Genomic DNA, 18,597 nt, shown 5'->3' with positions numbered 1-18,597 from the left:
TCGGCTGATTCGGCTGATTCGGCTGATTCGGCTGATTCGGCTGATTCGGCTGATTCGGCTGATTCGGCTGATTCGGCTGATTCGGCTGATTCGGCTGAGCGGCTGAGCGGCGCCCATCGGGGACGCACCTATGCGTACTTCCCCGTTATCCCTCCATCGACCACCAGCTCGGTGCCGGTAATGTAGGCCGCCGCATCCGACGCCAGGAACGCACAGGCGTGTGCCACGTCCCACGCGGTGCCCATCCGCTGCATCGGCACCTGCCTTGCACGCGCCGCGCGGGCGTCGTCGAGGCTGTCCGCCGAGAACTGCTTCGCCACGGTATGGGCGATGCGTGGCGTGTCGATCAAACCCGGCACCACGCAATTCGCACGGATGCCGCTGCCCGCGTACTGCTGCGCGATCATCCGCGTGAACTGGATCAGCGCGGCCTTGCTGACGCTATACGACAGGTGCGGATAGCCGATATAGCGCAACCCCGCCACCGAGGAAACCGTGACGATGGCACCCCGGCCCCGCTCGACCATCGACGGCAGCACCTGCTGCGACGCCAGCAGCAGGCTTCGCACGTTCACGTTGTGGGCCGCATCGAAATCCCGCACATCGGTATCCAGAAGCCCGCCGGTCTTGCCGATGCCAACGTTGTGATGCAGCACATCGATGGGGCCGAAGTGTTCGCGCGCCTCCGCGAACAGGCGCGCGATCTCCGCCTCTTCCGCCACGTCGCCGACGAAGGTCTCCGCCGCGCCACCCTCGGCGCGAATCAGCGCCGTCGTCTCCGCTGCCGAGGCGGCGTCGCGGTCCACCACGCAGACGCGGGCGCCAAGCCGGGCATAGGTCACGCTGGCGGCGCGCCCGATGCTCCAGCCGGGGCCCGCCGATCCACCGCCCGCCACGAACACGGTGCGGTCCGCCAGACTGAGCGGCAGCGCATTCATGCGTGGTCTCCGTGCGGCGCGTTGCCGACGTAGGGGATGGCCTCCTCGACCACGTCCCAGATATAGCGTCCCGACGGGCTCTGCTGCTCCTCGACGATATGGGCCACGAGCCCAGCCGCGCGGGAGATCACCGCGAACCCTCGCATCACCGCCGTCGGCACGCCAATCTCGCCAAGCAGCGCGGCCACCGACCCCGTGGCATTGATCGTGATCGGCCGCCCCGCCACTTCGTCAACCGCCGCCGACAGGCGTCTCAGGGCACCGATATGCGCGCCGGCCAGATCCGGCTCCGCATCGCCGAGTTCCAGCAGCTTGTACGCGCGCGGGTCCACCGGCTTGTGCAGGTGATGGCCGAAGCCCGGCACAGCCGCCCGCATTTCCTTGTAGTGGCGCGCGATGGCCAGTGCTTCGGCATCGGGGTCCTGTGCCGCCAGAATGCGGTCCAGCAACGTCGAGCAGTTCTCCATCGTGCCGACGAACGAACTGCCAACCGCCAGCAGGCCCGCCGACACGGCGCCTTGCAGGTTCTCCGGCGCGCTCATGTAGATCAGGCGCGTGGCGATGGCGCTTGGCGTCAGGCCGTGCTCCATCAGCACCACGAGCACCATGTCGGCGATACGCATGTCCACCGGGCGCGGGGTGCGGCCGAGGATCTGCATCAGCATGACTTCGGTGAAGGTCTTCTTGCCCAGCAGGTCGTCCACGAGATTGGCGTCGCGATAGTGCAGGCTGGTCAGCGTGTGGGTGCACAGCCGGGTCACCGGCTTGTCTTGTTGGCTCATGCTTGGTCTCCGGTTTGCAATGCCGTCAGCGCCTGGTCGCGCACGGTGTTCTTGAGTACCTTGCCGACGGTGGAGCGCGGCAGGCTGGTGTGGAAATGAATCTGCTTTGGCGTCTGCACCGGACCCAGCCGCTCGCGCACGAACGCGATCAGCTCGGTGGCCTGCACCGCGCATCCTTCGCGCAATTGCACGGCCGCATGGACCGCTTCGCCCCATTTGTCGTCGGGCACGCCGAACACCGCGCATTCATGCACGGCCGGGTGCTGGCCCAGCGCGTTCTCCACGTCGATCGGGTAGACGTTGAAGCCGCCGGTGATCACCACTTCGCGCAGGCGATCCTTCAGGTACAGGAAACCCTGCGCGTCCAACATGCCGCGATCCCCGGTATGCAACCAGCCGTCGACGATGGTCGCGGCGGTCAGATCCGGGCGGTTCCAGTAGCCGGTCATGACCAGATCGCCACGCGCTACCACTTCTCCCACCTCGCCACGGGGCAGCAAACGCCCGTCGGGGGACATGATCGCCACCTCGCTGAACCACGTGGCGCGCCCCACCGATGCCATGCGGCGCTCGTCAGCCAGATCGTCGGGGCCGATCACCGTCAGCAGTTGCGGCGCCTCGGTCTGGCCATATGTGGTGGCCACCACCGACCCGAAGAACTCGCGCGCCTGCTGGATCTTCTGCGGCGGCATCGGCGCGCCGCCATAAATCAGGCGACGCAGCGCCGGGTAGTCGGCGCGCGATGTGCCGGGCAGCGCCATCAGCATGTAGATCAACGTGGGCGGCATAAAGCAGACCGTGCCGGCGCGGTCACGGAACGTGGCGCGCACCGCTTCTGCCCCGCTGCCTTCCATGATCACGTGACAGCCGCCCTGCGCCAGGATCGGCATGACGTAGGTGGACGTGCCATGCGTGATCGGCGCGGCCATCACATAGCGATCCGCCTCGGTGAAGCCCCAGGCGTGGATCTGGTTGACGATATTGGTCATCCAGGCGCGATACGGCTGCATGACGCCCTTGGGCGCGCCCGTGGTACCGCCGGTGAACTTGATGGCCTGCGTGGCGTCCCGGTGCAGATCGAGCACCGGGCGCGTGGCATCGGGATACCGGAGAACAACGGCGTTCAGCGTGTCTGCGCTATCTGACGCATGACCCGTGTAGAGCCGCGTGCCCGGTGCGTCGCCCAGCAGCGCTTCGCAGGCGGCATCGAGTACCACGATGCTCGGCGTCGTGGCGTCGATGATGCGGCGCAACTCGGGCTGGGTGCTCTTCGGGTTCAGCGGCACCCAGATCTTGCCGCTGGCCAGCACCGCCAGCAGCGCCACGATATGTTCGGCCGAGTTGCCGGCGCAGATGCCCACGCGACTCTGCGGCGCGGGATCGAGCGTCATGAAATGCGTGGCCAGCGCCGCCACCTGGCCGGCCAGTTCGCGATAGCGCAGGCTGCCGCCGGGGGCGTCAATGGCGACGTTGTCGGGCCAGCGGTCGGCGGCCCGCCAGAACAGTTCAATCGGAAGCATGGATGGTCCTTGGGAATCCTCAGTTGACACGCGCGCCCGATTGCTTGACCACGTCGTGCCAACGCTTGATCTCGGACGCCGCGAAGGTACGGAGTTGCTCGGGGGTGCCTGGCTCGGGCGTGGCCGCCAGGTCGCGCATACGCTCGCGTACCTCGGATGCGTTGAGCGCCTTGTTCAGTGCCGTGTTGAGCTTGTCGATCACCGGCTTGGGCGTCCCCGCCGGCGCGGCGATGGAGAACCAGGACTGCACATCGAAGCCCGGGAGTCCGGATTCCGCCACCGTGGGCACGTCAGGCAGTTGGGGCATGCGCTGGGCGCTGGTGACCGCGATGGCGCGCAACTTGCCGGACTTCACGTGCGGCAGCGCGGACGGCGCGTTGTCGAACATCGACTGCACCTGCCCGCCCAGCAGATCGGTGACGGCCGGCGCGCTCCCCTTGTAAGGCACGTGCAGCATGTTGGCGCCACTGCGGCTACGGAACATCTCTCCGGACAGGTGAATGGACGATCCGCTACCCGACGACGCGAACGTCACACCATCGGGCGATTCCTTGGCCAACCGCACATAGTCGGCAACGGTCTTGATCGGCAACTTCGGGTTGACCACCAGCACGTTCGGGATCTTGGCAATCATGCCGACGGGCTCGAAGTCGCGCACGGGGTCGTAGCCGAGCTTGTCGTAGAGCGTGGCATTGATCGTGTTCGCGATCGTGAAGACGTAGAGCGTGTAGCCATCCGGCGTCGCCTTGGCCACGACTTCGGCGCCCACGTTGCTATTGGCGCCGGCACGGTTTTCCACCACGATCGGCTGGCCCAGTGCCTCGCCCATCTTCTGCGCTACGAGGCGGGCCAGCACGTCGGTGGCGCCTCCCGCGGCATAACCCACTACGAGACGCACGGGACGCGTGGGAAAACTGGAATCGGCCGCCTGGGCGGCGGGAACGCCGCACGCAAGCGCGGCACTGATCAGGGCGTGGCTCAACAGGCGCCTGCGCGCCGCGTTCCAGAAAATCATGAGTGCTGTCTCCTTGTTGGATGGTCGTGCCCGGAACGCGCCCGTCTGCTCGATTTGCCCACCGCACCTTGCGGCACGGCTGCGGCATACTGCGGACTGCTTTCCGGCCCGCAAATTCTTTCTCATGACTTCTAGCACTGCGAATCGAAACGTCCGACAGGCGGACGTTTCATCTCCAACCTCCGAGGAAGGCACCCGCGCCTTGAGACGGGGCCTGACGCTGCTCGACGCCATCCTGGCAGCCGGCAAGGATGGTCTTCGGGTGATCGACATGTGCCGCGCGGCCGGCCTGGAGCGGCCCACGGTCTACCGCTTGCTGGCGACGCTGATCGACTGCGGATATGTGGTCCAGCACGGACGATTTCGCTATGTGCGCGGTCCGCGTCTGGCGGCAATGCCGCAGCGTGGGGAATCGACAGACCTTTCGGGAAAGCTGGGCCCGGTGCTTGCGCAGGTGAGCCAGGCGTGCGGCGATGCCGCCTTCGGCGTGGTTCGCGATGGCGCGTTGTCGCGCTGCATCGCGCGCCACGTGGGCACCCATCCCGTGCAGGTGCTGGTCATCCAGGTGGGCACCCGGCAACCGCTGGGCGTTGGCGCCGCGGGGCTGGCGTTGCTGGCAGCGCTGCCCGATACGACCGTCGACGAGGTGATCGCCGCCAATGCTGGTGTGCTGGACCAGTACGGCGGCATGACGCCCGACCGGATGCGCATCCTGATCCGCGCTACGCGCGAACGCGGCTACTCGGTGATCGGCAATCACGCCACACGCGGCGCACTGGCCGTGGGCATGGCCGTGCACGATCGCGATGGCGAACCCGTGGCTGGCATCAGCGTGGCCACCACGCTAGCGCGAATGCCGCGCGAGCGGCAGCAGTTGCTGGCCCGTGTGATGCGCGAAGCGGTGGCGGCGTTGCTGCCGCGTGGCCTGTAGCCGGGCCGTAGCAACTCACCTGGCGGAACGCCAGGTCGACACTCCGCCGCTTTAGCGGCATGATCATTGGCCTGCCCGTTCCATTCGGGAATCCTCTTCCACACAGCCGGTCGAACCAGGGAAGCGCCGCCCGCCGGCAATCCCGCCAGGCCGCATTCCCTTCCCCACCGCTTTCGGCCCTGCGCCCAACCGCCTCCGTCATGCAACGTCTGCTTCTGATTCTTGGCTGCCTGTTCCTCGTTGCGGCAATCGCGTGGCCCTGGCTGTCGCGGCTGCCGCTCGGGCGACTGCCCGGTGACATCCGGATCGTCCGCGACGGTTTCAGCTTCTACTTCCCCATCACCACCTGCATCCTGATCTCGTTGCTGGTGTCGCTGGTGCTCTGGCTGCTACGGCGATGACGGTGATGAGCCAGTGCGTCGTGATCTCAGGGTGCTCGGGTGGCGGGAAATCGTCGCTGCTGAGCGAACTCGGGGCGCGTGGCTATCCCGTGGTGGAAGAACCAGGGCGGCGCGTCGTCATGGAAGAAACGGCCCGCCATGGCAACGCGCTGCCATGGGTCGACATGCCTGCCTTTCTGCGCCGCGTGATCGCCATGGCGCGTGCCGACCTGCTCGCGCTGGAACAGTCGGCTGGCCGGGTTGGGCTGGGTGAGCCAGGTGAGCCGGGTGAGCCGGGTGAGCCGGGTGAGCCGGGAAAATGGGTCTTCTTCGATCGCGGGCTGGTTGACGCGTTCGTCGCGCTTCAGCATGTCAGTGGCAAACCGCAACTCGCGCCGCTCGTGCATCAGGTCCGGCCGTACCATCGGATCGTATTCCTGACGCCACCCTGGCCGGAAATCTACGTTCAGGACGCCGAGCGCCGCCATGACCTCGACGCCGCCACCGCGGAGTACGCCCGGCTGCTCGAAGCCTATCCAGCGCTTGGGTACGACGTTCGCATCATCCCCAGGGCCAGCATTGTCGAGCGCGCCGATTTCGTTCTGAATACCCTCCAGGGCTAGACGCCACCCTCCGCGCGAAGCGGAAGGGAGCGTGCCCCGGACGGCTTGCTTCGATGGCTTACTTGCCGGACAGCTTCGGGAACTGCGGGTTCGTCACGACTTGCTTGAGCAGTTCCTGCACGGCCGGGCCGAAGGCATCCGCCACGTTCTTGCACGCGCCCATGGCCGTGAAGCTCGTGTCGAACGGGTACTTGACCGAGACCTTGTAGCCCTTGTCCGCCGGCGATTGCACGGCCATCGTGATCTGCCAGTACGCCGGGGACACCGAGCTGAAGCTCAGTTCCTCGATACGGCCCTGAATCGGAGCGCCCTTCACATCGTAGGCTTGCGCCATCAGGAGTTCCTCCTGGAAGGCGTCCTTGATGTACTGCGACAGCGTCTTGCCCGGCGCCACCTTGACCGGACCCATCAGACGGCACAGCGGGCTCTCATCGACGCCCTGCGCCATGCCGACATCGCTGACGCTGACCTTCTTCGACTGCAGGCTCTGCTGGATAGCGATAACGTTCGAGGCGGATGCCTTGTAGGGGATCGAGTTCGTGGTCTCGCATCCGGTCAACAGAACGCCCGTCGCGCAGATGGCGGCAACGAGGGCAAACTTGCTTTGCTTCATGATTCTCTTCCAGTGGGTTATATGGGCTCTGTCGATATCCGTGCCCTCAACGAACTACGGAAGAATTCCGCGAGACCCAAATCCCACCTTGGGAGGGTGACAGCGCCGGCTACCCTGCCGCCACGCGGATTCAAGCATGGCAAGAGACGGTAGAATCCGCGAAACATTCATGCCACCGCGCCGGAGACGCCAATGGTTCGCCTGCTGATGCTGCTGTTGGGAGTGGATTACCTGCGTACACGCTGGAAAGCGCTGGCCTGGGCCGGCGCTCTCAGCATCGCTGTCGGTGCCGTGCTGTTCATCGATGCGCTCGACGGCAAGCTTGATTTCCCGATCCAGCCGTTTGCCTGGCTGCTGCTTCTGGAAGGACTGGCCACGCTGGCCGTGGCCTCGACCGGCATTGGTGGCCAGCGTACGCTGCGCTACGCCAAGGGCATCGCCTTCAGCGTGGCCGCCATCCTCGTGCTGGCCGAGCGCCACCATGGCCACATGATCCTGTCGGTCATCTTCGGCGCGCTGTTTCTGGCCGATGGCCTGCTGCAGGTAGCCTCCGCGCATGTGGTGCGCTTTCGCACGTGGCGGCTGGCAATGGCGGGGGGCGTGATCGAGATCGCCCTGGCCATCTTCTTCATCCAGCCCTACCCGACGCACTATGTCGGCACCGTGCCGTACTGCGTGGCGCTCGGGCTGATCTTCGGCGGCTGGAACATGTTGCTGCTGGCATCGCGCGCGCGCCGGCTTGCCGGCAACCCTGGCCTGCGCAAGGATCCGGAGTCCGCCAGCGCCGAATCGAACAAGCGGCGCCTGACGACGTGGAGCGGACCGCCCGCGTCGGACGAACGCGCGTTGACCGTCCACGTCTGGACGCCCGTGGGTTCCGCGAAGTCCAAGGCACAGCATCAGCCGATCATCGACCGCTACATCGCCGCCGTCGACCGCGACGGCGTTATCTCCACGGGGCACGCCGCGCTGGAATCCCCCGAAGGCATCTACATCAGCCTCTACCCGGCCGTCGAGATCGACCGTTCGCCAGACGATTTCACGCGGCTGCTGCGAGCCACGCAGGAGAACAACGTACCCGGACGGTTCCAGCCTGACTATCCGACAGAATCCAAGGCATGGTGCCCGTCGACCGTTCAGGTCCGCATTCGCAACTACGATGCCGAGCGCCTGCAGAACTTCTGGCACGACTATCGGCAGAACACGACCTACAACCTGACGCACCGGAACTGTTCGAGCACGGTGGCACGCGCGCTCGATGCCGCGCTGGAGGGCGCTGCCACACGTGCCTGGACGCGGCTCGGCGGCTGGTGGCCGCTGTTCCGGCTATTGCTGACACCGGAGCTGTGGGTGGCGGCCCATCTGCGCAAGCGTGCCGCCACCATGGCCTGGACGCCGGGGCTGACACTCGACTACGCTCGCGCCATGAGCATGTTGGCCGATCCGCGCCCCTTTGCGTGGGCGACCGTGTGGAGTGGGCTGGCGGTGCGGCGGTCGGGGCGCGAATCGCGCTAGCGCCGTGTCAGCTTGACGGCACCTCGTCGGCAAAGCATCCGGTTCCGATCGTGCGCAGCGCCCCGCCATCGCGCACGATAAAGAGGGCGTCGAGGCCGCGCTGCCGCGCGTAGTCCGGCACCGGGGTGGCCGGATGGCTTGTGGATCACGATCGACGGCTTGCTGCTTGCCGCTTGCCGCTTGCCGCAATGGTGCCTCGGTGATCCCTCCAACCACGGGAATCTGTGGCGCCTGGCAGCAAATCCGCAGCCAGCGAATCTCATTCCGTTTAACCACTATCAACTGTTGGCCAGCTTCTGCATGATAGCGTCATATAGCTCACTATATTGCGATTGACAAAGCGTGTCCGTTGCGTGGCGGGATTCACTAACCCGACCGGCCGCAGCGACCGTTTTCGCTATCCGTTCTGAACGCCACAGGAAACGACAAATGCCACAGGATTCCCACAGCGGACCCAAGCCCGGGCACGCTGGCGATAGCCCGGCACAAGTCTTGCCGATTGCTGCAATCGTCCATGCGGACCACGCCGGCACGGACCGCCTGCTCACCAAGTTCGTCGACGGCCTGCGCCATGCCGGACTGCGGATTCACGGGCTCGTGCAGGAACGCGCGGAGAATGGCGACAAGACATCCACGATGCTTGTGGACCAGCACAGTGGCCAACGCTACCCCCTGTTCCAGAACCTCGGCTCGGGCTCGACATCGTGTTGCGTCGATGCAGGCAGCATTGCCGCGGCGAGCGTCGCCATGCGCCGCGCCGTCGAGGCGCGACCTGACCTTTGCGTGGCCAACCGTTTCGGTGGGCTCGAAGCCCAGGGCGGTGGACTCGCTGCCGAGATGCTGAATGTGGCCGCCGCCGGCATTCCGCTGCTGACCATCGTCTCGAACGACTATCTTCGGGCCTGGCGCGCCTTCACGGGCGATTCGGGCACGGAGCTGCAGCCGTCGATCGAGGCCATGTACCTGTGGTTCGCGGGTCTCCGCGCGCGCCACGCACGTTCATGAAGCAGGCGATCGGCCCGTCGCTACGGCATCACCACTGAATCAAGCTCCACGTCCTGCGCCTTGCGCAGCATCTCGTCGAACTCGGGGTCGGTATCCGGAAAACTCGCTTCCGCCGCAGGCCCCGCGCGGCGAGCACCACCGGGCCGGGCACCCGACGCGCGGGCCGGTTCGGCGATCACCTCGTCGATGCGCGCAAGCAGGTACGGGAAGAACGGATTGGAGGAGATCCGGAACATCGAATCGAGGCTGACCATCAATGCGCCGCGCTCGCCACGCGGTGCGATCGCGCCAAGCGACACGCCGAAGCGCGGATTGCCTGCATCCGTGGGTTGTATCCCGTATAGCTCATCGTCCATCGGGAACGGGATCGCCACGTGCGACAGCGAAAATACCTGCGCCGGGTAAGTCATCGCGACTGGCTGCTTTGTCTCCTCCGTGGCGCCTGCGTCCACCACGCGCGCTGTCACGTCGTCCGCCCCCTCCGCTTCATTGCCGATCATCGTCAGCCTGTAGCTCACCGGCAGCGCGGGCAGGAGCCGGGCAAGCGCCTGCGTTGAAGTCGGATCGATCAGGGGCCCAAGCTTGGCACGCCGGTTGACGTCAAATAGCACCAGTTCACTGCCGTTGTCCGGCAGGCTCGCGTAGAGCCGTCTGACGATTGCCGGGGTGCTCACCGTGAAGTCGATCACCGACTGAAAGGTCAGCACGGGAGGCAGGCCCTCCAGCCCGCGCTCCCGCGCGACACGCGCGATCTGGTCTTGCAACGCGACGGTCAGCCGATGGGATTGTCGCGCCCCATTGACGGGAAACGAGTTGTACTTGAATGGATTGAACTCGGGCACGATCCCGAGCCACGCAGCCTTCTCGAAAGGCGGCAGCAACGCCGGCAGCGCGGCCAGCCCGGCGAACCGCGCATAACGGGTCACGCCGATCATCGGCGAGATCAGGATGATCCGCGCCGGCCGCTCCAGCCTGGGGTCTTCAAGGCTATCGAGCGCGTACTTCATCGCCAGCGCGCCACCATTGGAAAAGCCGACCAGATGGATCGGACGATCCGCGCCGGCCTGAAGCCGCGCCTCGCGCACGGCAAGCCGCGTCGCCGCCATCCAGCGCTCCCATTCAATGTCAGAGAGCCCGGCCGGTACCGTGCCATGGCCGGGAAGGCGAATGCCGATCGCAACGAAGCCGTCCTCCACATACCGCTGGGCGATATGCCGCAGGCTGTACGGCGAATCGGTCAGGCCATGCAGCAGGACGACCGCGCCCACGGGCTTTCCGGCCGGACGCATCTCGTACGAACGGTTCCAGTCGTGCTCGAAGCGTCCCGGGTAGATCGGGCTGCCCTCGAAATAGCGGTTCGAAGGGATCCGCGCCGCAGGCGGCAGACGGTCGCTGACGTGCCGCCTGACCTGCTCGAACAGGGCGTCTTCCTGCCTCAGATAGCGGCTCCAATCGGACCGGTCGATCTGCTCGACACCAAGTTCGTCGGGCACAAAGGTGTGCCAGAGCTGCAGCTCCGGCCCTCGTGTCGCGTCATAGGCACGCAGCGCCAGAAGCGCCGCGCCGAGCACGACCAGCACGATCGCGGCGATGCGCACCTTCCTGGTCAGACGGGATCGCGCTTTCATCTGTGGAACAGGGCCCATGCTGATTGCGACATGCGTTCAGGGCTTGCGCTTGGCCGCGCCGGCCCGCTGCGACGTCACCAATGCGGTCAGTGACGGGAAGGATCGAATGACGAGCTTCTCGAACTCCACCACAAAGAACAGCACCACGCCTCCGGCGATCAGCCATAGCCAGTGCTCCACGGTCAGCGCCTGGGTATCGAAGATCAACTGGAACGGATACCAGTACGTGAACAACAACTGCAGCACCACAACGCCGCCGATGCCATACCAGAGATACGGATTGCTCGTGTGAGCGCGCACGGACAGCGAGGATTCAAGCAGGTGCCGGCTGTTGATCAGGTAGAAGATCTGGCCGAGCGAGATGGCGTTGACGGCCGCTGTTCGCGCCATTTCATCCGCCGCGCCATGCGCCTTCATCACGAAAAACGCCGCGAGTGTGTAGATGACGAGCGCCACGCCAACGAAGCAAATTCGCCATACCCCGAAACCGGTAACGATCGACCGGTCGATCGAGCGTGGTGGCCGGCCCATGACGTCCGCTTCGTGGGGCTCGAACGACATGGCCAGGCCCAGCGCGACGGAGGAAACCGTGTTCACCCACAGGATCTGCGGCGCGGTGATTGGCAGCGTGAACCCGATCAGGATCGCGATGGCGATCACGGCGCCTTGCGCGATGTTCGTCGGCAGCATGAACAGCATCGCCTTCTCGATGTTGTTGTAGACCGTGCGACCTTCCTTCACGGCCGCCGAGATCGACGCGAAGTTGTCGTCGACGAGGATCATCCCCGCGGCCTCCTTCGTCACCTCGGTGCCCTTGATGCCCATCGCGACGCCGATATCGGCCTTCTTGAGCGCGGGTGCATCGTTGACGCCGTCGCCGGTCATTGCCACCACCTGCCGGTTGGCCTGCATCGCCTTCACGAGTCTGAGCTTGTGCTCGGGGCTGGCGCGGGCGAAGACATCGACCTCGCGCACGCATTCGCGCAGGGCCGCATCGTTCATCGCCTCGATCTCGGTACCCGCCACGGCCGTGCGGCCATCGCCGATCCCGAGCATTCCCGCCACGGCGGCGGCCGTGACCTTGTGGTCGCCGGTAATCATCGTCACCCGGATGCCACCTTCATGGCATTCCCGCACGGCGTCGATCGCCTCCTTGCGCGGCGGGTCCATCAGGCCGACGAGGCCGAGGAACACGAGCGTGTTCGGCAAGTCCTTCGGCTCGAGGCCGCCCTGGGGCAAGCCCGGATCTGGCAGCCAGGCAAGTCCCAGCACCCGCTCGCCCTGCGCGGCCATGCGATCTCCCTCCCTCGCGAAATACGCGCGGTCGAGCGGCACCGCGCCATTCGCGGTTTGCTGGTGATCGCAATGTTCCAGAATCACCTCCGGCGCACCCTTTACCAGCAGCATCTCGCCGTCGGCCGAGCGGTTCAGCGTCGCCATGAACTTGTGCTCGGACTCGAATGGAATGGCGTCGATCCGTGGCGCGGCCACCCCCTCGGCGGTGCGGTCCATGCCGAGCTTGGTGGCGAGCGGATAGAGCGCGCCTTCGGTGGGGTCGCCCTCCACTTTCCATCGACCGTCGTCCTCGAAGAGTTCGGCGTCGTTGCACAGCATCGACACGCGACCGATCAGCGCCAGCGGCAACGGCACGGCGTCCAGCGGCTTGCCCTCCGTGCTGAGCGCCCCTTCCGGTGCGTAGCCGTGGCCCGTCACTGCATACAACGCATCGGCCGTCACGACCGATGTCACCATCATCTCCATCATCGTCAGCGTGCCCGTCTTGTCCGAGCAGATGCGCGAGACGGAGCCCAGCGTCTCCACCGCCGGCAAACGACGGATGATGGCATTGCGCTGGGCCATCCGCTTCACGCCGATCGCGAGCGTAATGGTGATCAGCGCGGGCAGGCCTTCCGGGATGATCGACACCGCGATGCCGACGATCGCCTGGAACAGCTCCACGAAAGTCATCTTGCCGAGCCAGTGCCCCCAGGAAAACAGCACGACGCTGAGAACACCGATGGCCGCCGTGATGACGTAACCGAACTTCGTGATCTGCCGCAGCAGCGGCGTCTCCAACGGATTGACCTGCCCGAGCATCTCGTTGATGCGGCCGAGTTCCGTCTGGCTTCCCGTTGCCACAACCACGCCGGTGGCCCGGCCGGAGACCACCATCGTGCCGGAGAACGCCATGTTCTCGCGGTCTCCCACGGTGGACTTGGCGGGCATCGGTACCGTCGTCTTGTCGGCGGGCACGGACTCGCCGGTGAGCGCCGCTTCCTCTGTGCGCAGGTTCCTGGCTTCCACCAGGCGCAGATCGGCGGGGACCTTGTCGCCCGACTCCAGCAGCACGACATCGCCCGGCACCAGTTCCTCGGCGTCAAGCAGGCGGGCCGCGCCACCACGCAACACGCGCGCATCAGTGGAAAGCATGTTGCGGATCGAATCCAGCGCCTCTTCGGCCTTTCCCTCCTGCAGGAAGCCCAGCAACGAGTTGAGGATGACGACGGCGAAGATGATCGATGCGTCGAGCCACAGGCTCAGCATCAGCTTGGTGAAGGCCGACGCGATCAGCACATAGATCAGGATGTTGTTGAACTGGGAGACAAAGCGCGCGATGGCGCCGCGCTTCTTGCCCTGGGGCAGCCGGTTGGGTCCGTAGGTACCCAGCCGCGCGGCGGCATCGTCGGCTTCCAGGCCCTGCGAGGGATCGACCTTGAAACGCTGCTCGACCTCATCGGCGGTCATGGCGTGCCAGGGTGTTTCCTCCACGCCTGATACCACGGTATCCGCTTCACTCATCTTGCATCCTCCAGGTTGCGGCGTCCGTCATGCGGCGCCATTCACCGTCGCACTGCTTCACCTGATGTCCCGCCTGCTTTCGCTTCCTTGCCTACTTCGCCGCCTTCTTTTCCCCTTCGAGTTCCTCACGCGCCTTCGCCAGCGCCTTCGCCTGGTCAGACGATATCTCGGGGTACTGGAGGTTCAACTTCTCCACGGCCTCGACAACGGCTGCCGCGACGACAAGTCGTGTGAACCATTTCTTGTCGGCGGGCACGACATACCACGGGGCCGCCTCGGTGGAAGTCGCGCGGATCGCCGCCTCGTAGGCCTGCATGTACTCGTCCCAGTGCCGGCGCTCGCGCACGTCGGAGGGTGAGAACTTCCAACTCTTGTCAGGTTTATCAAGGCGCTTCAGGAATCGCCGTTTCTGTTCCTCGTACGACAGGTTCAGATAGAACTTGAGAATGATCACGCCCTGCCGCGTGAGGTAGTCCTCGAAGCGGGCGATATCGGCGAGCCGCTCGTCCCAGATCTTGTCAGTAATGAGTGCCGGCGGGATCTTCTGCGCCTCCAGCAGGTGCCGGTGCACCCGCACCACGAGCACGTCCTCGTAGTAGGACCGATTGAAGATGCCGATGCGTCCGCGCTGGGGCACCTTCGCAAGGTATCGCCAGAGAAAATCGTGCGAGAGTTCTTCATGGGACGGCTGCTTGAACGAGAAGACATCGCACCCCTGCGGATTGACGCCAGACATGACGTGCTTGATCGTCCCGTCCTTGCCGGCTGCGTCCATGGCCTGGAACACCAGCAGCACCGACCAGGAGTCCTGCGCGTAGAGCACGTCCTGCTCTATCGCCAGCCATTCCGATCCGTGCCGAAGCAGGTCCGCCGCCTCGCCCTTCTTCATCTCGAAGCCCAGCGTATCGGCAGGATCGAAGTCCGCCAGACGGAACCCCTCGCCCTGCGTGATGCGGAACGGATTGATATAGCTCCCCAGGGTGCCCAGTATCTCTTTGCGAGGCATTGCCAACTCCTCCCCAGCTTCGGTCGTCGGCAACACACTGCCAACGAACAAAAAAGCCCTGACGTGGCTCCAGGGCTCGATAGCCGCGACAAGCGGAGTGCGATGCGCTCGCTCCCGTCTCGACTCTAAATTGACTGTAGCAGGTCACACGGAAACCGGAAGCCCTATCTGTCACTTTTTGCCGGGGGCGGCATTATCAAGGTCAGCGGCTCGGTGCCAAGCCAGGCGCAGCACGATATCGCGCTGGAGACGATTCGCAGCGTGGATGGGGTTCGCTCGATTCACGACAGCTTGAAGGTGGCCTCACGCTGAGGATGGGCGGAAGCGAGCGGCGATAGAACAGTCAGGCTCCGCAGAAGAGCCTGACGGCGGCTAGCACTGGCCCTTCTTGGCTTTGCCGGGCGGGCAGAAGGACTCGTTTCCGTACTGGTCGACACGGCAGTTACCCTTCTTCGCCTGCCCCGGCGGGCAGCCCGGACCGGCGGCGGAATCATCATAGGGGTACGGGCCGACAGCGCAACCCGTCAGCAATGCGGCACATGAGACGACCGTCAGCAGCAGAGCCTTCATCATTCTTTCCCTCGTGAAAATCAAAAAAAGGATACTACGGCACTCAGCGCGGGGGAACGTGAAGCTGGTAATCGCGTGTAACGAGGGCAGAACCAAAAAAAAATCCGCCGTGGGTGGAATAAGCACCCCGCTCCGCGCGTCTACCCAACAACGGCCCGCTCCGGGCCTATGGAACGACGCGAGAAATCATGGTCACCTTTTATCGACTACCCACTCCGCCAGCCATTGGTGCGGTGCTGCTCCTGCTGGCGGCGCTGACCGCTGCCGCACCCGCTCTTGCCGGCACCGCCACTGGCTCGGACGCCGAGCGGTTCGCGGCGGAGAACGAAGTGGCGATGACAAGAATGATGGACGGCATGTCGGTCCACCCTAGTGGCAACGTCGACGAAGACTTCGCGGCGATGATGATCCCGCACCACCAAGGCGCCATCGACATGGCCATGGCGGAACTCCGCTACGGCAAGAACGAGCAGCTCAGGCGCATCGCGCAGGAAATCATCGTCGATCAGATGCAGGAGATCGCCGCGATGCGGCTGGCGCTTGGACAACCGCTTCCGCCATCCGCGCCTGCGCCGACCCAGCCGGCGGCCTCCACACCGTCGCCGTCGCAGCCAGCCTCCCACGACCACTCCGCCCACGCGCACTGATGCAAGGCTCGATCATGAAACCTAGCCCCCTCCGACATGCCATTTCGCTTTCCCTCGCATTGATGCTCGGCGCCACCGGCATCGCCAGCGTTGCCCTTGCCGGCCAGGCCCCTGGACCATTGAATGCGCCGGACGTGCCCATCAGCCACCGGGACCGCATCTACGCGGCCGAGCAGTTCTCGAACACCGTCTCCGTCACCGATCCGGCCGACAACCGGTTGCTCGGTGTGATCCGGCTGGGCGATCCCGCGCCCGGCAACCTGAGTCCGTTGTACCGGGGCCAGCTGCTGGTTCACGGCATGGGTTTCTCGCCGGACCATCGCACGCTCGCGATCGTCTCCATCGGGTCCAACTCGGTGTCGTTCATCGATACGGCCACCAATGCCGTCAAGCATGTCACCTACGTGGGACGCTCGCCGCATGAGGCGTTCTACACGCCGAATGGCAAGGAAGTGTGGATCACCGTGCGCGGCGAAAACTACATCGCGGTTCTCGACGCCGCGACGTTCATGGAAACCGCGCGCATCAAGGTTGCCGACGGCCCAGGCATGCAGATCTTCTCGCCGGACGGCAAGTACGGCTACATCTGCTCGTCGTTCAACCCCGAAACGGCGGTCGTGAGCGTGGCCGACCACAAGATCGTGGGCCGCGTGAAGCAGGAAAGTCCGTTCTGCCCGAACATCGCGGCCACACCCGACGGCAAGCAGGTCTGGTTCACACTGAAAGACATCGGCAAGACGCAGGTGTTCGAAGCGCAGCCTCCGTTCCGCCCGATCAGGACAATCGAGACGGGCCCGATCACCAATCATGTCAACTTCGCGCACACGGCGGCAGGCACGCTTGCCTATGTCACGATCGGCGGCCTGAACCAGGTCAAGGTATTCCGCACCGACGACTTCTCCCCGGTAGCCACCATTCCCGTGGGCAGCCTGCCTCACGGTGTCTGGCCGTCGGGCGATGGGAGCCGGATCTACGTCGGATTGGAGAATGCGGACAAGCTGGCCGTCATCGATACCGCCACGAACCAGGTCGTCGCCAATGTACCGGTAGGTCAGGCGCCGCAGGCGATTGCCTACGTGCCGAATGCGGTACCCGATGGCGATGGCACACAAGGACTGCAACCGCCAGGCCTGGCTGGCCAGAGCACGCAGTTGAAGCTGCTGCGTGTCGAGAACGGCAAGCCGGTGGCCACGGACAACGCGCCTACCAGCGTGACGCTGTTCGACCAGGGCCTGCTGCAGGTCCTGCAGGCCTCGGCAACGGGGCTGCAACCGAAGCATGCGTACGTGCTGGCGCTGGCCAGCCATGCGGACGGCACCGGGTCGCTGGAGCCGCTGGCCTCGTTCATGACGAATCCCGCCGGCTCGGCTATTGTCAATGCAATCGGCCCCATCCGGCAGATCGTGCAGGACAACGCCACCGCGGAGGGACGACGCTATCTCGTCATCGCCCCGTCGGAAAACGGCAAACCCGCTGCACCCGTTCAGGTGCAGGCGCTCTAGCCCGCGTACGATCATGCTGCCACCCCTGACGGAGACACCGCTGCCGTGAAGGACTTGCTGCAACAGGTCGAGCCGATGATTCCGGCGTTGCGCCGCTATGCCCGCGCGCTATTGCGCGAGCAGGCGGCCGCGGACGATCTCGTGCAGGACTGCCTGGAAAAGGTCATCACGTACTGGGACAGCCGCCGCAGCCGCGCAGACACCCGTAGCTGGGTATTCGCCATCCTGCATAACCTGGCGATGACGGCCCTGCGCCGTCATGCCAGCGCGCAAGGGCTGCACGTGGCAATCGACGACGTGGCGGAGTCCCTCATGACCGTGCCGCCGGCCCAGGAAGACGCACTGCGTTATCGGGACCTGCTGAGCGCGGTCGATGCCCTTCCCGCCGAACAGCGGAGCGTGCTCCTGCTGGTCTCGGTGGAGGAGATGTCGTACGCCGAGACCGCACGCATTCTTGAGATTCCCGTCGGCACCGTGATGTCGCGCCTGTCTCGCGCGCGGGAAAAACTACTGAGGCAGATGGAACCCGGCCTGAAGGCGGCCCCGACATCCGGACTGCGGAGGGTCAAATGAACGAACATCGACCGATACAGGAAGAGGAACTGCTGGCCTACGTCGACCACGCGCTCGACACCACGCGCCTGCGCGAGATCGAGGCGTACCTGCAGCAGCATCCCGACGTCGCGGCCCGCGTCGAGGGCTACATGGCGCAGCGCGATCAACTGCGTGCCGCGCTCGCCCCGATCGCAGACGAACCGGTTCCGCCAGAACTGAACCTGCGGCACATGCTGACGGCACGACGCGCCCGCGCCAGCCATCCGTGGCGGCTGGCGGCTTCTATCTTCGTCGCCATGTGCCTGGGTGGCATCGGCGGCTGGATGGGACGCGGCGCGACCGAGCCGCCCACCGGCGGCATTGCCGCACTGGCGCGCGAAGCCACGGCCAGCTTCCAGGTATTTGCCGCCGACCCGGTACGTCCCGTGGAAATGGGCGCCGCCGACAGCAACGACCTGGTGAACTGGGTCTCCTCGCGCCTGCGTCGCCCGATTGCCGTGCCGGACCTCGGCAAGGCAGGCTATCGCTACATCGGCGGGCGCCTCGTCGCCACCGAGCATGGACCCGC

Annotated in this window: 18 protein-coding genes and 2 pseudogenes; 10 read left to right on the top strand and 10 right to left on the bottom strand. The window is 65.3% G+C overall.

The window, feature by feature from the left end; genetic code table 11:
* Positions 1–128: 128 nt before the first annotated feature.
* From RN01_RS31355 to RN01_RS31340, 4 genes are read right to left on the bottom strand one after another with little or no spacing between them, the layout of a single operon-like run.
* The gene (locus RN01_RS31355; protein WP_017511981.1) at positions 129–938 is read right to left on the bottom strand and encodes an SDR family NAD(P)-dependent oxidoreductase; all 810 of its coding nucleotides are present in this window, start codon (positions 936–938) and stop codon (positions 129–131) included.
* A complete protein-coding gene (locus RN01_RS31350) occupies positions 935–1,720 on the bottom strand; it encodes a citryl-CoA lyase (protein WP_017511980.1) in 786 nt (261 codons plus the stop codon). Before RN01_RS31350 ends, RN01_RS31355 begins: the two co-directional genes overlap by 4 nt.
* Positions 1,717–3,240, bottom strand: coding sequence for a class I adenylate-forming enzyme family protein (locus tag RN01_RS31345; protein ID WP_017511979.1), 1,524 nt, complete (start codon positions 3,238–3,240; stop codon positions 1,717–1,719). Before RN01_RS31345 ends, RN01_RS31350 begins: the two co-directional genes overlap by 4 nt.
* A gap of 19 nt (positions 3,241–3,259) precedes the next feature.
* A complete protein-coding gene (locus RN01_RS31340) occupies positions 3,260–4,255 on the bottom strand; it encodes a tripartite tricarboxylate transporter substrate binding protein (RefSeq protein ID WP_017511978.1) in 996 nt (331 codons plus the stop codon).
* A gap of 124 nt (positions 4,256–4,379) precedes the next feature.
* Here RN01_RS31340 and RN01_RS31335 point away from each other — a divergent pair, with 124 nt between their 5' ends.
* The 3 genes from RN01_RS31335 to RN01_RS31325 all read left to right on the top strand — a co-directional run bounded on the left by RN01_RS31335 (position 4,380) and on the right by RN01_RS31325 (position 6,189).
* Positions 4,380–5,186 (top strand): IclR family transcriptional regulator, encoded by an 807-nt coding sequence (locus tag RN01_RS31335; RefSeq protein ID WP_024569991.1) that lies wholly within the window; start codon positions 4,380–4,382, stop codon positions 5,184–5,186.
* Positions 5,187–5,386: 200 nt separating this feature from the next.
* On the top strand, positions 5,387–5,587 hold the full coding sequence (locus tag RN01_RS31330; RefSeq protein ID WP_008648313.1) for a DUF2905 domain-containing protein: 201 nt from the start codon (positions 5,387–5,389) through the stop codon (positions 5,585–5,587).
* A complete protein-coding gene (locus tag RN01_RS31325) occupies positions 5,584–6,189 on the top strand; it encodes an AAA family ATPase (protein ID WP_024569990.1) in 606 nt (201 codons plus the stop codon). Before RN01_RS31330 ends, RN01_RS31325 begins: the two co-directional genes overlap by 4 nt.
* 58 nt (positions 6,190–6,247) lie before the next feature.
* Here the strand turns inward: RN01_RS31325 and RN01_RS31320 are convergent, their stop codons facing one another.
* A complete protein-coding gene (locus tag RN01_RS31320) occupies positions 6,248–6,802 on the bottom strand; it encodes a hypothetical protein (RefSeq protein ID WP_008648309.1) in 555 nt (184 codons plus the stop codon).
* A gap of 192 nt (positions 6,803–6,994) precedes the next feature.
* Here RN01_RS31320 and RN01_RS31315 point away from each other — a divergent pair, with 192 nt between their 5' ends.
* A complete protein-coding gene (locus tag RN01_RS31315) occupies positions 6,995–8,317 on the top strand; it encodes an HdeD family acid-resistance protein (RefSeq protein WP_017511404.1) in 1,323 nt (440 codons plus the stop codon).
* 7 nt (positions 8,318–8,324) lie between these two features.
* Here RN01_RS31315 and RN01_RS34825 read toward each other — a convergent pair.
* A pseudogene (locus RN01_RS34825) lies at positions 8,325–8,429 on the bottom strand (FAD:protein FMN transferase); the annotation flags it as partial.
* Positions 8,430–8,746: 317 nt separating this feature from the next.
* Here RN01_RS34825 and RN01_RS31310 point away from each other — a divergent pair.
* Positions 8,747–9,322, top strand: a complete 576-nt coding sequence (locus RN01_RS31310; RefSeq protein WP_017511402.1) for a DUF2478 domain-containing protein — start codon at positions 8,747–8,749, stop codon at positions 9,320–9,322.
* A 20-nt stretch (positions 9,323–9,342) separates the two neighbouring features.
* Here RN01_RS31310 and RN01_RS31305 read toward each other — a convergent pair whose 3' ends face one another.
* The 3 genes from RN01_RS31305 to RN01_RS31295 all read right to left on the bottom strand — a co-directional run bounded on the left by RN01_RS31305 (position 9,343) and on the right by RN01_RS31295 (position 14,755).
* Positions 9,343–10,950, bottom strand: a complete 1,608-nt coding sequence (locus tag RN01_RS31305; RefSeq protein WP_024569989.1) for a carboxylesterase — start codon at positions 10,948–10,950, stop codon at positions 9,343–9,345.
* 36 nt (positions 10,951–10,986) lie between these two features.
* Positions 10,987–13,749 carry an HAD-IC family P-type ATPase gene (locus tag RN01_RS31300; protein WP_024569988.1) on the bottom strand — a complete coding sequence of 921 codons (2,763 nt, stop codon included), beginning with the start codon at positions 13,747–13,749 and terminating at the stop codon, positions 10,987–10,989.
* 91 nt (positions 13,750–13,840) lie between these two features.
* A complete protein-coding gene (locus tag RN01_RS31295; protein WP_017511400.1) occupies positions 13,841–14,755 on the bottom strand; it encodes a polyphosphate kinase 2 family protein in 915 nt (304 codons plus the stop codon).
* A 129-nt stretch (positions 14,756–14,884) separates the two neighbouring features.
* Here RN01_RS31295 and RN01_RS35115 point away from each other — a divergent pair, with 129 nt between their 5' ends.
* Positions 14,885–15,067, top strand: a complete 183-nt coding sequence (locus tag RN01_RS35115; protein ID WP_111733966.1) for a BON domain-containing protein — start codon at positions 14,885–14,887, stop codon at positions 15,065–15,067.
* A gap of 60 nt (positions 15,068–15,127) precedes the next feature.
* On the opposite strand, the gene RN01_RS31290 is transcribed toward RN01_RS35115, so the two are convergent.
* A complete protein-coding gene (locus tag RN01_RS31290) occupies positions 15,128–15,328 on the bottom strand; it encodes a hypothetical protein (RefSeq protein ID WP_080672804.1) in 201 nt (66 codons plus the stop codon).
* Between the two features lie 185 nt (positions 15,329–15,513).
* Between RN01_RS31290 and RN01_RS31285 the strand changes: the two genes are divergently transcribed.
* From RN01_RS31285 to RN01_RS31270, 4 genes and pseudogenes are all read left to right on the top strand, one after another.
* On the top strand, positions 15,514–15,972 hold the full coding sequence (locus RN01_RS31285) for a DUF305 domain-containing protein (RefSeq protein ID WP_017511398.1): 459 nt from the start codon (positions 15,514–15,516) through the stop codon (positions 15,970–15,972).
* Between the two features lie 62 nt (positions 15,973–16,034).
* Positions 16,035–17,474 (top strand): YncE family protein, encoded by a 1,440-nt coding sequence (locus RN01_RS31280; protein ID WP_017511397.1) that lies wholly within the window; start codon positions 16,035–16,037, stop codon positions 17,472–17,474.
* Positions 17,475–17,513: 39 nt separating this feature from the next.
* Positions 17,514–18,047, top strand: a pseudogene (locus RN01_RS31275) (RNA polymerase sigma factor); the annotation flags it as partial.
* Positions 18,044–18,597, top strand: a 554-nt coding sequence (locus RN01_RS31270) for an anti-sigma factor (RefSeq protein ID WP_039016843.1), incomplete at its 3' end; no start/stop codon positions are given. The pseudogene RN01_RS31275 and the gene RN01_RS31270, both read left to right, overlap by 4 nt.

The sequence above is a fragment of the Cupriavidus sp. SHE genome, assembly GCF_000812445.1.
Taxonomy (GTDB): Bacteria; Pseudomonadota; Gammaproteobacteria; order Burkholderiales; family Burkholderiaceae; genus Cupriavidus; species Cupriavidus metallidurans.
The sequence above is the reverse complement of the archived record's forward strand: the minus strand, read 5'-3'. Positions and strand labels throughout refer to the sequence as shown.

What these genes read in the sequence shown, in the direction of transcription:
- RN01_RS31355 (WP_017511981.1), bottom strand. Translation starts at nt 938, where the DNA reads ATGAATGCGCTGCCGCTCAGTCTGGCGGACCGCACCGTGTTCGTGGCG.
- RN01_RS31350 (WP_017511980.1), bottom strand. Translation starts at nt 1,720, where the DNA reads ATGAGCCAACAAGACAAGCCGGTGACCCGGCTGTGCACCCACACGCTG.
- RN01_RS31345 (WP_017511979.1), bottom strand. Translation starts at nt 3,240, where the DNA reads ATGCTTCCGATTGAACTGTTCTGGCGGGCCGCCGACCGCTGGCCCGAC.
- RN01_RS31340 (WP_017511978.1), bottom strand. Translation starts at nt 4,255, where the DNA reads ATGATTTTCTGGAACGCGGCGCGCAGGCGCCTGTTGAGCCACGCCCTG.
- RN01_RS31335 (WP_024569991.1), top strand. Translation starts at nt 4,380, where the DNA reads ATGACTTCTAGCACTGCGAATCGAAACGTCCGACAGGCGGACGTTTCA.
- RN01_RS31330 (WP_008648313.1), top strand. Translation starts at nt 5,387, where the DNA reads ATGCAACGTCTGCTTCTGATTCTTGGCTGCCTGTTCCTCGTTGCGGCA.
- RN01_RS31325 (WP_024569990.1), top strand. Translation starts at nt 5,584, where the DNA reads ATGACGGTGATGAGCCAGTGCGTCGTGATCTCAGGGTGCTCGGGTGGC.
- RN01_RS31320 (WP_008648309.1), bottom strand. Translation starts at nt 6,802, where the DNA reads ATGAAGCAAAGCAAGTTTGCCCTCGTTGCCGCCATCTGCGCGACGGGC.
- RN01_RS31315 (WP_017511404.1), top strand. Translation starts at nt 6,995, where the DNA reads ATGGTTCGCCTGCTGATGCTGCTGTTGGGAGTGGATTACCTGCGTACA.
- RN01_RS31310 (WP_017511402.1), top strand. Translation starts at nt 8,747, where the DNA reads ATGCCACAGGATTCCCACAGCGGACCCAAGCCCGGGCACGCTGGCGAT.
- RN01_RS31305 (WP_024569989.1), bottom strand. Translation starts at nt 10,950, where the DNA reads ATGAAAGCGCGATCCCGTCTGACCAGGAAGGTGCGCATCGCCGCGATC.
- RN01_RS31300 (WP_024569988.1), bottom strand. Translation starts at nt 13,749, where the DNA reads ATGAGTGAAGCGGATACCGTGGTATCAGGCGTGGAGGAAACACCCTGG.
- RN01_RS31295 (WP_017511400.1), bottom strand. Translation starts at nt 14,755, where the DNA reads ATGCCTCGCAAAGAGATACTGGGCACCCTGGGGAGCTATATCAATCCG.
- RN01_RS31290 (WP_080672804.1), bottom strand. Translation starts at nt 15,328, where the DNA reads ATGATGAAGGCTCTGCTGCTGACGGTCGTCTCATGTGCCGCATTGCTG.
- RN01_RS31285 (WP_017511398.1), top strand. Translation starts at nt 15,514, where the DNA reads ATGGTCACCTTTTATCGACTACCCACTCCGCCAGCCATTGGTGCGGTG.
- RN01_RS31280 (WP_017511397.1), top strand. Translation starts at nt 16,035, where the DNA reads ATGCTCGGCGCCACCGGCATCGCCAGCGTTGCCCTTGCCGGCCAGGCC.